Genomic DNA, 15,120 nt, shown 5'->3' on the forward strand with positions numbered 1-15,120 from the left:
GTCTTTCTAGCCAGTTAATTGCAGCCTAACAACCAACTATCAACATTACTAAAATTAAAAAAGGTATTAAACTGTAGTAATTTATTTTTTCGCCCAAGATTAACATGGAATCCATACTAAGCAATGCCTTTGAAGCATTTAATCAACATAGTGGTTGGATTGTTTGGAACTTATTCTTAGCTTTTATTCCTCTAGCTCTCAGCTTTTGGTTATTTACTAAACCTCAGACAAAGCGTGGCTCTAAACTACATCGGCGATCGCTTCTATGGTGGGCTGGCTTGATTGTTTTTATCGCTTTTTTGCCTAATGCTCCCTATTTGCTCACTGATATCATACATTTAATTGAGGCAATTCGTGCAGGTTATTCAATTTGGATTACTACTTTAATTTTTATTCCCTTACATTTATTTGCCATATTTCTTGGTTGGGAATCCTATGTAATTTCTGTACTGAATCAAAGTCGTTATCTGGAAAAACAAGGTGCCAAAAAATTTGTTTTAATTAGTGAAATTTTGGTTCATGCTCTATCTGCCGTGGGAATTTATCTGGGTAGATTTCTGCGCTTTAATAGTTGGGATTTTGTGACCAAGCCTGATATTGTCTTAGTTTCCACTATCGACAATTTAACTGATAAAAAACCTTTAGTGGTAATAATGATTACCTTTGCTATTTTGACTATACTTTATTGGTTAACCAAACAAGTTACTTTAGGTATTTTGTGGCGAATCCGCAATTATAAATAACGTCTAATGTGAATTAGCTTCGATCTAAATGAACTAAATAGCTAAAATTGTTTACAAACCATGAAAAATCAAGCAACATTAATTCTAGTTCTTTACAATATTTCGGCAAAATTGATTACCTAACTAGCTATGCTGAAGACAAAACAGTCATCAGCAATTTATCTTAGTTGGTCTAAACGCACTTTGCGATCGTGGAGTAGATACGTAAATCTTGAGCAAATTATTAAAGTTTAAATATTTACTTTGTCTTAGCCTCAGCTTAATTGTTTTTATTTCTACTGCTGGTATACCCTTGGCAGGCACGGTTACTAAAGCCACAAGCCAGCCAAACATTATCTTTGTGCTAACAGATGATCTGGATAATGCTGCGGTTGACTATATGCCTCAGGTAAAGTCATTTTTAGTTGATGGGGGAGTTAGCTTTAGCAATTATTTTGTCAATATTTCGCTGTGCTGTCCCTCTAGAGCAACTATTCTGCGGGGTCAATATGCTCATAATACAGGTGTTTATACGAATAAAAAGAGCGATGGCAGCTTTATCTATCTTTATCGCCATGGATTAGAAAAATCGACAATCGCCACTTGGTTACAGCAAAAAGGCTATCGTAATGCCTATATCGGAAAATACTTTAACGGTTATCCTCGTAAAGCACCTAAAAATTATGTACCTGCGGGTTGGGATGAATGGGCTAGTCCCATTTTTGATAGTGGCTATCTGGGCTATAAATATACTCTAAATGAAAACGGCAGTTTTGTTGAATATGGCGATCGCCCTCAAGACTATAGTGCTGATGTCTATACCAATAAAGCTCAAAAGTTTATCAATCAAGCAGCAAACGATAAGCAACCCTTTTTTCTTTATCTTTCCTATTTGGAGCCTCACCAACCAGCAATTCCCGCACCGCGTCACAGTAAACTATTTCCTAATGCTTTTGCGCCACGCACTCCTTCCTTTAATGAGGCAGACGTTGAGGATAAACCCGAATATATTCGCGAACTTCCTTTATTAAGCCCAGCACAAAAAAATCGTATTGACCAACTTTATCAGCAAAGATTGCGATCGCTCCAGGCAGTAGATGAAGGATTGGTGAATCTAGTCAATACCCTAAAGGCTAATAAGCAATTAGATAATACCTATATTATTTTCACCTCAGATAATGGGTTTCACCTCGGACAACACCGACTACCCCCCGAAAAAGAAACGGCTTACGAAGAGGATATTCATTTACCCCTATATATAAGAGGCCCAGATGTTCCTCTGGGTGAAACTAGGGATCAAATTGTTAGCAATATCGATCTAGCTCCTACTTTTGCTGAACTGGCGGGGGTGGATACTCCAAATTTTGTTGATGGACGTTCTCTTGTTCCTTTGTTCCGTCGTAAAGCGCCTTCACCGACTTTGTGGCGACAGGTTCTTTTTCTTCAGCATAGATTAAATCGTAAAACAATTCCTTTAATCCCTGACTATAAAGGTTTAAGAACTTCTAACTGTACTTATGTTCAATATGCGACTGGCGAGCAAGAACTCTATGACCTCAGACAAGATCCCGATCAGCTGCAAAATTTGGCTACAGTAATCAAGCCCAAAGTAATTAAAGAATATGCCCAACGCTTGATTCATTTAGGTAGTTGTCGTGGTCAAACCTGTCGAGAACGAGATATTAAACCTCTGCCTGACTGTAGTATCTCGAATGAGAGACACTTAATCAAAAGATTATTGGAGATTTATCTTAAATTGACCAATGACCAAAACAAATAAATCTAAATCAATATTTCATAATGTTTTGATTTTGGGGTTTGTCAGTCTACTAACAGATATCGGTACTGCCCTTGTTTTTAGTTTCCTCTTTAGGGGCAAGCGCAAATCTTTGGCGATCGCTGGTTATGGATTGTCAACCCTGGTTAAATACTATTTACCAAAGAGAGAGTGATATTCATCACATTTGCTTGAGTCCTGTAGTCACACTTGCTTCATGAAAACTTCATTAAATTGGTTCTGTAAGTTACAGAAATTTCATTTAAAAAATCATGACGGTTATTACAGTTACCAACAGCGCCGACCAAGGAAGTGGATCTCTCAGACAAGCAGTTTACGATGCTCAATCTGGCGACATAATTAAATTTGACTCTAGCCTTAGTAACCAGAAAATTACGATGAGTAGTGGTCTATGGCTGAATAAAAGTTTAACTTTTGATGGTGCGGATGCTCCTAATTTAACAGTTAGTGGTGGCAACAAAACTAATATTTTCTGGATGGGTGGCGTAAATGAAAAACTCAACTTAACTGTCAAAAATTTAACTCTGGCTGATAGCTACTATGATGCAGAAGCAGGGGGCGCAATTTGGGCGCAAGAAAATAGTACTATCGATATTGATAACGTTAATTTTACAGGTAATGTCTCTGATGGAGCAGCTCTACACGCTCAACAAGGCAGCTTTATTACCGTTAATAATAGTAACTTCGCTCATAACGATGGTGCAAGTATTAGTGACAAGGAGTATTCTACAGGTGCAATTAGTTTATTTGCTTTTGGAGAACTAAAAGTAAGCAATAGTACGTTTACTGATAATAAAGGTTTTAATGGTGGTGCAATCCACGTTACTTCTAGTGATCTTTTCGTCGAAAACTCTACCTTTATTGGTAACGACTCCACTCCAGGCAAAGACCGAATCAACTACATTCCTGGTGCGGGTGGGGCAATTTACGCCGATGCAGCTAGTGTACCTAACGATGAAAGATTCTATGGTTCGCTTCCCGAACACGTACTACAAGGAGAAACAGAAGGCGGTGTAATTTCGATCAACAAAAGCCATTTTGAGAACAACAAAGCATCAGGGCAAGGTGGTGCTTTGGCACTTTGGGGCTATTCACAAGACCAGGTAATTGTGACTAATAATACTATCATCAACAACGAAGTCATTAAAAACAAAGACAACATGGCTCAAGGTGGTGGTGTCTGGTTGATGGGCTACGGTACTGTAGAAAACAATACTATTTCTAACAATAAATCCGAAGATCAGGGCGGTGGTTTGTTTCTCTGGGGTGAAGTACCGACTACCGTATCTAACACTACTTTTTCAGGTAACCAAGCAGCAACAGGTGGGGCTATCTACAGCGATCTTTGGGATGCTCAGTTAAACGTCAATAACGTTAATTTTGACTCCAATTCCGCCTCTGCTGAAGGAGGAGTTTTATTTACTAATAAAATTCGTCCCGTTTATATTCAAGGTTCTCAGTTTAGCAATAACACCGCAGGAGACATCGCCGACACTACCTTTGGTAGCAGTATTTCAGAGGTAGTTTATGGTACTGATTCCTCGGATAATCTGGCGGGAACAGACCAAAATAGCTATATGTTTGGCTTGAATAATGATGATACTCTCAATGGTCTTGGTGGTGATGACTACCTTGATGGCGGTATCAATAACGATCTACTGGACGGCGGTGTAGGAAACGATACTTTAGTTGGTGGAGGGCAAAGTAATACCTTAATTGGTGGAGAAGGAAACGATACCTTTATTGGTGACAAAGGACAAGACATCATTGAAGGCGGTAGTGGTCAAGATAGATTTATCATCGGTGATGAAACTCAAGTTTATTACACCGATCAAGATTGGTATGACCATGCAATTATCAAAGACTTTGAGACTGGACAAGATGTGATTCAGCTTAAAGGACAGGCTAGCGACTATACAGTCCAGACTGCCAACAGCGAGGGTTTCAATGGTGCGGGTATTTTTTACCAAGGTGGCATGGTAGCTTTAGTGGCAAATATTTCAGCCGATAGTTTTAGTTTGGATGCAGGGGCGGGATTTATTACTTATGGTAGTGCTATGGAGAGTCCTGTTACTCCTCAACCTGAAACTCCTGTAGAGAGTCCTGCTATTCCTGAGCCACCTTTAAGTTCTTCTGGATTGCAGTTAACTCCAGATAGTCTGTTTTCTGGTAAGCCCAACTATGTTCCTGCTGACAATAATGGCTTGTTTGTTTGGCATACTGATAACACTTGGAACATTGAAGGAACAGGGGATTGGGATGGTTCACATTTCAGAGGTAAGTTGGTTGCCGATCGCCCCATTGAAAATCTCTCTAGCTTTGATTTTGAGAATAATGATTTCGTCAGGTTTACAGATGATTCTCATCAAGTTGTTGAGTTCTCGATGATCATTGGTAACCAATGGACAGATGGAATCTCATTTCAAACTCCTGATAACGCTTCTGTCTTCCTAGAATTAGAAGAAAGCGATCGCGTTTCAGTTGTAGCAGGAACTTCAATGCAAGAGATTAATTTAGTTTAGAGTAAAAATAAATTGAGTAAAGATCTGCATTAATAAGGAGTGAAGGAAAGTGCAACTCATTATGCTTGACTAACTCCTTTCATTACTAATTCGACTAACTCATTAACAAATTTCTCCGTCAAAGGTTGATGTTTTAGTAATAAGCGATAAAAAAGCGGGCTGTATAACGCATCGATCGCCACTTCTACATCAATATCTTCTCTCAACTCACCTCTGGCTACTCCCCGTTGAAATATTCGTTTTGCATCTTCTCTTCTGGGAGTTAGCCAGTTATCTCGAAAGGCGGCAATTAATTCTTCATCTGCTTGCCCGCAACCGATTACATTAGCTAGCACCTCTCCTCTAGGACTGTTCATTAGCTTGACTATCTTGTACATCTGGTCTCGAAAATCTTCAATTACCGAACCAGTATCGGGAAAAGCAATTTCAGGCGTTACCGCTTCTAAGAAAGCGTCCATTGCTAATGCAGATTTAGTTTGCCAACGTCGATAAATAGTTGGTTTGCCTACTTCTGCTCGTGCTGCTACTCCTTCAATGGTTAAATCCATAAATCCTACTTCATTCAACATTTCATAAGCTGCTTTGAGAATTTTCTCACGGGTTTCAGGCGATCGCGGTCTGCCACGTCCAGCTTTTACAAGGGTTTGAGCTTTTTTTATTTTAGGGGTTGACATATCAGTTTTCTTATTAAAGCGATCGCTCTGTTATTTCTTTTTGAATATACTATATTGAGATTGATAAATAATAAGCGTGAGGAGTTGATTTTGAAACTGTTAGATATTATTTATTGCGACTCCAAAAGAATTGAGAATTATTTGACACAAATACAGTTGCGTAAATTTTTAAATAAATTTCCAAATTGGTTATCAGAGGTACAAATACCTGGAGTTGCAAAAATCGGTCTCAAAAACTATCTTAGGATAGGCGAACGTAGTGATTTTGAAAAGAGCTTTGAACTAATTAAATTTTTAACTGATACCAATACATTAGGAATTGGTAGACCAAATAAGCAAGGAAAATATACACCAGATTTTTATTTTGAAAGCTGTACAGCAACGAGAATGTTTTTTGAACATTCTTGTTATCCAAATCTGGGATTTAGTTATTGGATTTCAGAATATGAACAATCACAATTAGAAAATATTAATAAATATATACCATTTGATTTTAAAAGTGAAAAGTATTCAAGAGAAGAAGATTATGGAGAACCAGGAAAATTATTTCTTCTCGAAAATTTTGAACAACAAGATAAGACTTATCTAAAAAGAATGAGTTCTCCTAATTCCCTTCTGTGGGCATTAGAATACAATAAACTATTAGAAAGAGAATTTTCGCAAGTACAAGCTAAGGAACTAGCAAAAAATCCTATTTATGCTCTTGAACAAATAGGATTTAAGACTACGCTAGAAAGAAAAGTAACTGTACTATATAAAATTCGTAATTTATTTCCCGAAAATTTTGCCAGTGGCTATCAGTTTATGACAATAGGATATCCAATTGTAATATTTGATAAAGAATTAGAGCTAAAAGACATATTAAAACTCTAAAATTAAATGTCACTTTTGACTATTTTTAGAATTGACATTACCATATTTTAGTCTTTCAACATCTAAAACTACTATTAAGCTACAAGTGCTTATTGGTTGCATAAATTCTTAAAGTTATCGCTTTGTTATCTCTTTTTAATTATTGCTAAAAGCCCAAATTATAAAACTTGAAGGAGCAAAAAATCATAAACAATACAATGGTAATCTCTCAAACCTATATTATTGCCGAAGATTTACCAGTTAACCGTCTTGGTTATGGTGCAATGAGACTGACAGGACAACCAGGTAACTTTGGTGCTTATGCCGATTGGTCAGCAGGAAAACAGCTTTTACGTCGTGCTGTTGAATTGGGAGTTAACTTTATCGATACGGCAGAAGCTTATGGGCCAGGTTTTAATGAGGAAATTATTGCTTCGGCTTTGTATCCTTACCCAGAAGATTTAGTTATCGCTACCAAAGGAGGAATTAATAAACCCGCACCCGATAATATTCAAGCAGATGGTAGACCTGAAAGTCTGAGAAAAAGTGTCGAAGCAAGTTTAAAAAGACTAAAATGCGATCGCATTGATCTTTATCAACTACATCGCCCCGATCCTAAAGTTCCTTTGGCAGAATCTATCGGTGCATTAGCACAACTAAAACAAGAGGGTAAAATTCGTCATCTTGGTATCTCGAATGTAACTCTAAAACAAATTGAAGAGGCGAGAAGTATTGTTGATATTGCTTCAGTGCAGAATCGGTTTAGTATTAGCGATCGCGCTAATCAAGATATATTGGATTACTGTACCCAAAATAACATTGCTTTTATCCCCTATGGTTCACTAGGCGCACATCCCCTAAAACGTGGCGCACCTTTAGCTAATGCCGAAGGAATACTAGCAGATATCGCCCAGAAAAAAGGCGTAAAACCTAATCAAGTCGCTTTAGCGTGGTTACTGCACTATGCACCCAATATTGTTTTGATTCCAGGAACAACAACTATTGCTCACTTAGAAGAAAATATTGCTGTTAATTCAATTCATCTCACCACTGATGAAGTTAATTTGTTAAATCAAATTGAAAATTTTGATTAGGGTTTGTTGCTTTGCTATTCGCTATGGCTAAAGTTTACTCGCTCAAGCATTAGTAAATTGTCATAACATCGTAACTATTAATAATTTGATTTTCAAGGCAATCCTTGGTTATGAAAGTATCAAAGCTGAGTTGATAGAATAAAACCATTGTTCAAGCTGGCTTTAGTTCATGAAAATATCTGTGATTGGCATTGGTAAAGTAGGTTCGACCGTCAGCTTTGTACTAGCCAAAGATGGTTTGGCTTCAGAACTAGTTCTCTACAACCGTACACGAGAGATTGCTCATGCTGAAGCTATCGATATAAGTCAAGCAGTAGCACTGACTCCCCATCGGCTTCTGGTTCGAGATGGAGATATAGAAGATACCGCCGAGTCTGACATTATTATTCTTGCCGTCAGTACTCCCATGACCAAGCAGATGACAAGTCGTGATGAACTTTTTTTAAGTAACACTCAGATTATGCAGTCTTTAATTCCTCCTCTCGTCCGATATAGCCCTAATGCCATCTTGATCAATGTCAGTAACCCCGTTGATGCCTTAACTTACCAAATTTGGCAAATTGCCAGTCAACACTCCCAACAGATTAATTGGCAACAAGTAATTGGAACTGGTACTTTAATCGATTCGGCGCGGTTTCGCGACCTTCTAGCTACCCAATTAGGTATCCATCCTGCCGATATTAATGCTTATATTTTAGGAGAACACGGAGACGGGCAATTTGCAGCACTTAGTTCTGCTACGTGTGGCGGTGAATTTATTGATGCTAACCCTTTGCGCCAAAAGATGGTGGAGGATGCCAAGCAGTCTGCATGGACAATTTTTCAAACTAAAGGCTACACTAATTACACGGTATCTTTAGCAGTAGAGATGATTGTAGGAAGTATTGTCGAGGATTTACGGCATACTCTACCAGTGAGTGTTGCGATTGATGGTTATTGCGATGTTTACAACTGCTGCTTGAGTGTTCCCTGTGTTATTGGTCGCCAAGGCATTCATCGTCGTCTTGAAACTCAGCTTAATGAATCAGAAACTCTGGCATTTCAGAACTGCGCTCGTACCATCCAACAACAAATTCAGTCCTGTCAAACACAAATAGCTCTTAAATAGTAATACTCCATCTAGAAATAGGTCACAAGTGAAAGAACCACCAAAGAACACCCTAAATATCGATGCGGGAACGGTAGTTTTAATCGTCTCTGCCCTGATTTTATTACCCTTATTATTGACGGGCTTTATTTCTCACTAGAAAAGAATCTTCAACAAAACGGAGTTTTTATGTCTTCTTCTTTCAATCAGGGAATTCTCGTCACCATTATCTGTGAAGCGGTTTTACAAGATCGTCTAATTAAGTTACTGCAAACATTAAATGTCTCTGGATATACAATTATTCCAGCACAAGGTGCAGGTGGACATGGCAGGCGAATGGGAGATATGGCTGGTTACAACACTAATATCGAAGTTAAAACAATTGTTTCAGCCGAAATATCCGATCGATTACTCGAAGATTTAAAAGACTTTCCTCAAAATCACGCTTTAATTGCCTTTAGGCAAACTGTAGAAGGTTTATTTGATTAGCTAAAATTGATGTTGATCTGATTAATTTTCATTACTATTGCCAATTAAATATAATAATGCCATGCGAGTTGCAACACCACTGGTAACTTGTTTCGAGACTAAACTAAGATTAGGATCGTCCATTAAATCGGAAGTGATCTCGACACCGCGATTAGTGGGGCCAGGATGGAGTATTTTAACGTTAGGATGGCATAATTTAAGGCGATCGCGTGTTACCCCAAACAGTTGATGATATTCTCTTAAACTAGGGATAAAATTAGCCGTCATCCGTTCTTTTTGCAGTCTCAGAGTCATAACAAAATTGGCATCTTGTAGCGCGGGTGCTAATTCCCAATGGATCACTAGTTTTCCTGGAGTATTTTGATTTATCATTGCTAAGAAAGTCTTGGGGAGAAGAGTTGCTGGTGCAGCTAGATGTACCTCTGCTCCTGCGGTAGTGAGACTATAGATATTAGAACGGGCTACTCTAGAATGGAGAATATCGCCGACAATAGCAATTTTCTTACCTTGCAGTAATTCTAAACGAGGATTATCAGGATCTAAGGCAGTAGTCAGGGTAAATAAATCCAGCAAGGCTTGGGAAGGGTGTTGATGTAAGCCATCTCCTGCATTGAGAATTGTTACCCCAGAATTAAGTCGATCCATTTCTTGGGCAATAATTTGGGGTACACCCGCTTCCTGATGGCGGATTACCATAATATCTGTACCCATAGCTAAATAGGTTTTTGCCGTATCTAGAATGGTTTCCCCTTTGCTGAGGGAAGAACTCCCAGGCGAAAAGTTTAAAATATCGGCGGAAAGTCTTTTAGCTGCTAACTCAAAACTACTGCGAGTACGGGTAGATGGTTCAAAAAACATATTGGCAACAACTCTTCCCTGAAGTGCTGGAACTTTTTTTGTTCTACCTGAAAGCACTTTCTGAAAACTAGAGGCAGTTTGTAAAACCGTTTCGTATTCCTCAGTCGTAAAATCGATTAGGGAAAGAATATGTCGTCTTGTCCAAATAGTAGTTGCCATCTCAGTTAACGGATAGAGGCAAGATTAACACCTTGTCCAGATTAATTTGCAAACATCCATCAGGTTACCAGGTTATAGCTATTTCAACAATTTTATCGCGATACGGAGATTAAACAACCCTCACACTTTAGGATTATCTTGTGGTTAAGCTGCGCGATCGCTAACTCTAATAATTTCTCAATTCTCTGTTTTAATCCTTGCTGTTTTTCATTCATTGGTTAAAAGCTTTATATGATTTATAGTGAGATGCGATTGGCGAAGCCACGCCTTCGGCGATTACCCTTCGGGTACCCTAAAGGACTAGCTTCGCGTCCTAAAGGATACCGCTCCGCATATCGCGCTACGCGATCGCAATATAGTTAAAAATATAGATAAAATCAGTAGTTAAAGTGACATGCATTCTGAAATTTCGATTATCATTCCTACATTAAATGAAGAAGATTTTTTGCAGAGGACATTGGCTCATTTGGCTGTATTAAATCCTCCTCCTCAAGAAATTTTGATTGTTGATGGAGGAAGCCAAGATCATACTTTAGAAATTGCTCGCCAAGCAGGTATTTCTCCGTTATTTTCCGAAAAAGCAGGTCGCTCGATCCAAATGAACTTAGGTGCAACAGCAGCTAAGGGTGATATCCTCTGTTTTGTCCATGCTGATACTTTAGTACCTGATGATCTTGCGCTCATAATTGAGAAGACATTAGCCGATCTTACTATTGCTGGAGGCGGTTTTATTTCGTTAATGAGCGGTCAAGATAAAACTCGCTGGGGAGTCTCTCTGCATAATTATTTAAAAACTTACTATGCACCATTGATATTTCGACCTCATTTATTCTTCAAGGGTTTACGAATTTTATTTGGAGATCAAGTAATCTTTTGTCGTCGTAGCGATTTCTGGAATTGTGGTGGTTTTGATGTACAACTACCAATCATGGAAGATGCTGATCTCTGTATTAAACTGCTTGAATACGGAAGAATACATTTAGTTGATCGCGTTGTTCAATCGAGCGATCGCCGTGTAGCTAAATGGGGTTGGCTCAAAGCTAATGCTATATATTTCTACATTGGCTATCTGTGGGGTATTGGGGTTTCTGCAACCTATCTCAAACAATTTTACGAGGATATTCGTTGATTAAGATTCCAGTTGTAATCTAGATATTTAATTGGTACTTGCGCATTTAAAGGAATATCTAAGGATAAATAAGTCTGGATATATTCAGGAATGGAGTTGGACACTTTGAGAAAATCCTGTTTGTACCACTTCATGATTTTGCTACAGTAAAGAACTTGCTGGTTTTGATCGTAATACACCTTATGGGAATTATTGATAAACCGTTTAGCATCCTCGTCCAATTGAGTTTCTAAGCGATCGCCTTCATAGGCTTCATTACGTAATAAAGGACAGCCAATAGCAGCACAAACTAAAGCAAAATGGATACGAGGAGTCGGAAATTTTTGACGCAAAATATCGTGTTCGATGTTATTGAGACTGTAACGACGTTGATTAATTGTATAAACTGAACGAGAAAAAAACCGCCAAAAAGCTAACCAATTAGGCACACCCAGAAATTTAGGTAAAATAGATTTAAGCGGATAGTTTTTTAACACTTGCTCGATCACCAAAGCATTATAGAGATTGAGCCAGAAAGCTAGCTGTTGATTTGGATTTAATAATTCTGGGTTAATTTGAGATAATTCCTGTAGCCAATCAGTTAGTTTCTGAGTTGATTGTATCTTCCAGGCTTGATAATTAACTAATCCTTGCTCGTCAACATATTGATGGAGTAATTCATCCCAAGGTTGAAATGACATAATATTTTAAACGAAATAATGTTTATTAAAATACTAAGCTGTTACGCAAAATTATTTGTATATTTACATCTATAACTCATTTTTGATTGCCTTTACTTCCTATTTCCTATTTCCTATTTTATACTTAACCCAAATAGTAAATTAATTTTGACTAGATACTTAACCTGGCGACTAATAAAATTTTTGATTCAACTGCAATTTCCAGAAATCAAGCAGTTATCAACAGCAGATTTGGCTACTTGGTTATCGGATGACAGCGTATCTAAACCCATAATATTAGATACTAGAACGATTGAGGAATATGAAGTTAGTCATCTTAAAAATGCACAACTTGCTCCCAGTAATCTTGAGGATTTAGTCAAAGCAATCAATTTTTCCACCCCCATAGTTACTTATTGTTCGGTTGGATATCGTTCAGCAGCGATCGCTCGTTGTCTACAATCTCAAGGATATCAAAATGTTTTTAATTTAAGTGGTTCTATTTTTCAATGGGTAAATGAAAATCGTCCAGTTTATCATGCTAGAAAACCAGTTACCAAAGTTCATCCCTATAATAAATTTTGGCAATATTTACTTATTAATTCACATTTTTAAAAATTTCAATAGAAGATAATTATGAAAACACTTTATAAATGGTCAGTTGAAGATTATCATCAAATAATTGCATCTGGAGTACTAGACGGAAAGTCTGTTGAACTGTTAGAAGGTGAAATTATTACTGTAAGTCCTGAAAAGCCTATCCATAGTTCACGGATTGATACTGTAGCTGATTATTTAAGGGATGTCTTGCACAAAAAAGCAAAAGTTAGAGAAGCACATCCTATTACTCTAGATAATTCTGAACCTGAACCAGATATTGCTATAGTTCGATTTAATGAGCATAATTATAGCGATCGCCATCCTTATCCCCAGGATATTTATTGGTTAGTTGAGGTGTCAAATAGTACTTTAAGTAAGGACTTAGAAGAAAAATCTATTATTTATGCCCGTAATGGGATTCCTGAATATTGGGTAATTGATTTACTTTATAATAAGTTGTGGTTGTTCACGAATCCTCAACAAAATAGTTATTTAAATAAACAAGAAATAACTACAGGCAAAATCAATTCTGGATCTTTTCCTCATGTAAGTATTGAAATAGATAAATTGTTGCTCAATAAAATTTGAAGATCACACCGCGTTTTGTTTATGCGCTAAAGAAAGTTATTGTGCGAGGGTTGGGGATTATGAAGCCACAAAAAATAAATGATTTGATTGATTGGTTGGGGACTATTCACAAGGCTTTACCTGAATTGGAGTTAGTTTAAATAGTATGCCAGCAAAAGATATTTTTCACGACAATGTTAAAAATGCTCTGATCAAAGATGGCTGGAATATTACTAACGATCCTTTAAAATTACAGTGGGGGAATAAAGATCTCTATGTGGATCTAGGTGCAGAAAAATTAATTGCAGCCGAAAAAGAAAATCACAAAATAGCAGTAGAGATAAAAAGCTTTGTGGGTAATTCTCAGGTAGCCGATTTACAGCAAGCGTTAGGTCAATATACTTTGTATTTAGATATCATAGAAGAAACCGAACCAGAGCGCATTCTTTATCTGGCAATTAGAGAAACAACCTACGAAGATATATTTATTGAACCTATTGGTCAAATACTTCTAACTAAAAAACGCTTAAAATTGATTGTTTTTGATAGCGATCGCGAGGAAATAATTCAATGGATACTATAAAGGAATATCGAGAAAAAATCAAAAGTATTTTAACTGACTATGTATCGATTCCTTACTCGCGAGGAGATATTGAATCAAAGTTAATTATCAGTAATGACGATAATAATTACTTAGTCATGACTACTGGATGGCAAAACAAAAAAAGAGTGCATGGCTGTATTATTCACTTGGAAATTATTGGTGACAAAATCTGGGTGCATCGTGACGGTACGGAATACGGAATTGCTAATGATTTGTTAGAGGCAGGAATTCCTAAAGATCAAATTGTCCTAGGTTTTTATCCTGCTGATATTAGAGCTTATACTGATTTTGCCGTTAGCTAGATATTGTTGAAAGTTACATAAGTCATAAATTAAACAAATCCAAAGTACAGGTTTTTATTCATTGGTCTAAAGCTTTGTATAGTTCTAAAGTCGCGTTTTGTTTATGCGCCTAAAAAGGTTATTGTGCGTGGTTTGAGGCAAAGGCGCAAAAAAAAGAGATAGTTATGAAACTAGCGGAAAAATTAGAACAAGAAAAAACTGTTTTTCTATTTGGATAAACAAGCTATCAAATTATTACCAACAATAAAGATCGTTCTTACTCTCTTTCTATAGAGCCAGACCCACAACTCCAACCACTATCATTTAAAGCCGGCGGATTTATGTCTGTAGAATATTTTTTAGTTTCACAAGAAATTTTTTCAAACTGTTCAGAGTCATTATCGTAGCTAATGCCTTCTGCAAAACTTTTAATTTTATGCTTTTTCTCCAATGATTTAGCTAAAATTATTGCTTTACTTTCATTTGCTTCAATTATACTTATCTCGTAATATGTAGGGTCTAGACTAATATCTAGCTCGTAAATACTATATGTAAATTTATCGTTTTCAAATCGATACACTTGTTGAGCGCGAGCTAATACACCGATGTAATTTTTTCCCTCCGATTCTCTTTCTCTGGGAAAGATACCTCCAGCCATAATATTAGGCGCAATTATAGCGAATAAGACCATTCCAACGAAACCAGTAGCAAGAAAAACACCTACAGGCTGTTTTTTTGACTCCTCGCTTTCAGATATCGGAATAAATTTTGATACTGCTTCTGGTTTTACTATTTTCGGTTTATTTGTCCAACCACAACCAGAGCATACTTGACGACCACTAGATTTGAATGGTGGTGCTAGTTTCTTTCCGCATTGCGGGCAATTTTCGGGACTCATAAGCACAAATATGACTTTACATCCTTAAAATTCCCTAATCCTTCGCAAAAATATAAAGATATACTGAAATCACTAATAAGAGGTCGTGGTTAATTAATTTAAAGCGATCGCATTACCAAATACACTG

Annotated in this window: 17 protein-coding genes; 13 read left to right on the plus strand and 4 right to left on the minus strand. The window is 37.2% G+C overall.

All coding sequences use genetic code 11. The annotated features are described in order from the left end of the window. Positions 1 to 104: 104 nt before the first annotated feature. From KME09_24270 to KME09_24285, 4 genes are all read left to right on the plus strand, one after another. Positions 105 to 743, plus strand: coding sequence for a DUF1361 domain-containing protein (locus KME09_24270; GenBank protein ID MBW4537053.1), 639 nt, complete (start codon positions 105 to 107; stop codon positions 741 to 743). Positions 744 to 954: 211 nt separating this feature from the next. Continuing rightward, positions 955 to 2,502, plus strand: coding sequence for a sulfatase (locus KME09_24275; GenBank protein MBW4537054.1), 1,548 nt, complete (start codon positions 955 to 957; stop codon positions 2,500 to 2,502). Continuing rightward, positions 2,486 to 2,674 carry a hypothetical protein gene (locus tag KME09_24280; GenBank protein MBW4537055.1) on the plus strand — a complete coding sequence of 63 codons (189 nt, stop codon included), beginning with the start codon at positions 2,486 to 2,488 and terminating at the stop codon, positions 2,672 to 2,674. Before KME09_24275 ends, KME09_24280 begins: the two co-directional genes overlap by 17 nt. Positions 2,675 to 2,771: 97 nt before the next feature. Further along, positions 2,772 to 5,042: a right-handed parallel beta-helix repeat-containing protein gene (locus tag KME09_24285; protein ID MBW4537056.1), complete on the plus strand. Its 2,271-nt coding sequence runs from the start codon at positions 2,772 to 2,774 to the stop codon at positions 5,040 to 5,042. 59 nt (positions 5,043 to 5,101) lie between these two features. Here KME09_24285 and KME09_24290 read toward each other — a convergent pair whose 3' ends face one another. After that, positions 5,102 to 5,716: a TetR/AcrR family transcriptional regulator gene (locus KME09_24290; GenBank protein ID MBW4537057.1), complete on the minus strand. Its 615-nt coding sequence runs from the start codon at positions 5,714 to 5,716 to the stop codon at positions 5,102 to 5,104. Between the two features lie 90 nt (positions 5,717 to 5,806). Here KME09_24290 and KME09_24295 point away from each other — a divergent pair, with 90 nt between their 5' ends. The 4 genes from KME09_24295 (at position 5,807) to KME09_24310 (ending at position 9,238) form a co-directional block, all read left to right on the plus strand. Then, positions 5,807 to 6,589 carry a hypothetical protein gene (locus tag KME09_24295; protein ID MBW4537058.1) on the plus strand — a complete coding sequence of 261 codons (783 nt, stop codon included), beginning with the start codon at positions 5,807 to 5,809 and terminating at the stop codon, positions 6,587 to 6,589. Positions 6,590 to 6,774: 185 nt separating this feature from the next. Further along, positions 6,775 to 7,662: an aldo/keto reductase gene (locus KME09_24300; protein ID MBW4537059.1), complete on the plus strand. Its 888-nt coding sequence runs from the start codon at positions 6,775 to 6,777 to the stop codon at positions 7,660 to 7,662. Positions 7,663 to 7,831: 169 nt separating this feature from the next. Beyond that, complete coding sequence (locus KME09_24305) at positions 7,832 to 8,770, plus strand: lactate/malate dehydrogenase family protein (protein MBW4537060.1); 939 nt, start codon at positions 7,832 to 7,834, stop codon at positions 8,768 to 8,770. Positions 8,771 to 8,938: 168 nt separating this feature from the next. Beyond that, positions 8,939 to 9,238: a hypothetical protein gene (locus KME09_24310; GenBank protein ID MBW4537061.1), complete on the plus strand. Its 300-nt coding sequence runs from the start codon at positions 8,939 to 8,941 to the stop codon at positions 9,236 to 9,238. Positions 9,239 to 9,259: 21 nt separating this feature from the next. Here the strand turns inward: KME09_24310 and KME09_24315 are convergent, their stop codons facing one another. After that, entirely contained in the window at positions 9,260 to 10,255 is a 996-nt protein-coding gene (locus tag KME09_24315) for an aspartate carbamoyltransferase catalytic subunit (protein ID MBW4537062.1), read from the minus strand. A gap of 394 nt (positions 10,256 to 10,649) precedes the next feature. Here KME09_24315 and KME09_24320 point away from each other — a divergent pair, with 394 nt between their 5' ends. Then, complete coding sequence (locus tag KME09_24320; GenBank protein MBW4537063.1) at positions 10,650 to 11,384, plus strand: TIGR04283 family arsenosugar biosynthesis glycosyltransferase; 735 nt, start codon at positions 10,650 to 10,652, stop codon at positions 11,382 to 11,384. Here KME09_24320 and KME09_24325 read toward each other — a convergent pair. Beyond that, positions 11,366 to 12,067, minus strand: a complete 702-nt coding sequence (locus KME09_24325) for a DUF547 domain-containing protein (protein MBW4537064.1) — start codon at positions 12,065 to 12,067, stop codon at positions 11,366 to 11,368. The two genes, KME09_24320 and KME09_24325, sit on opposite strands and share 19 nt — an antisense overlap. Before the next feature lie 141 nt (positions 12,068 to 12,208). Between KME09_24325 and KME09_24330 the strand changes: the two genes are divergently transcribed. The 4 genes from KME09_24330 to KME09_24345 all read left to right on the plus strand — a co-directional run bounded on the left by KME09_24330 (position 12,209) and on the right by KME09_24345 (position 14,116). Next, a complete protein-coding gene (locus KME09_24330; GenBank protein MBW4537065.1) occupies positions 12,209 to 12,658 on the plus strand; it encodes a rhodanese-like domain-containing protein in 450 nt (149 codons plus the stop codon). A 21-nt stretch (positions 12,659 to 12,679) separates the two neighbouring features. Beyond that, positions 12,680 to 13,231 (plus strand): Uma2 family endonuclease, encoded by a 552-nt coding sequence (locus KME09_24335; GenBank protein MBW4537066.1) that lies wholly within the window; start codon positions 12,680 to 12,682, stop codon positions 13,229 to 13,231. A gap of 145 nt (positions 13,232 to 13,376) precedes the next feature. Then, entirely contained in the window at positions 13,377 to 13,793 is a 417-nt protein-coding gene (locus KME09_24340; GenBank protein ID MBW4537067.1) for a XisH family protein, read from the plus strand. After that, the gene (locus KME09_24345) at positions 13,781 to 14,116 is read left to right on the plus strand and encodes a XisI protein (GenBank protein ID MBW4537068.1); all 336 of its coding nucleotides are present in this window, start codon (positions 13,781 to 13,783) and stop codon (positions 14,114 to 14,116) included. Before KME09_24340 ends, KME09_24345 begins: the two co-directional genes overlap by 13 nt. A 256-nt stretch (positions 14,117 to 14,372) precedes the next feature. Here the strand turns inward: KME09_24345 and KME09_24350 are convergent, their stop codons facing one another. Further along, positions 14,373 to 14,993, minus strand: coding sequence for a type IV pilin-like G/H family protein (locus KME09_24350; GenBank protein MBW4537069.1), 621 nt, complete (start codon positions 14,991 to 14,993; stop codon positions 14,373 to 14,375). Positions 14,994 to 15,120 lie beyond the last annotated feature (127 nt).

The sequence above is a fragment of the Pleurocapsa minor HA4230-MV1 genome, assembly GCA_019359095.1.
GTDB classification, from domain to species: Bacteria; Cyanobacteriota; Cyanobacteriia; order Cyanobacteriales; family Xenococcaceae; genus Waterburya; species Waterburya minor.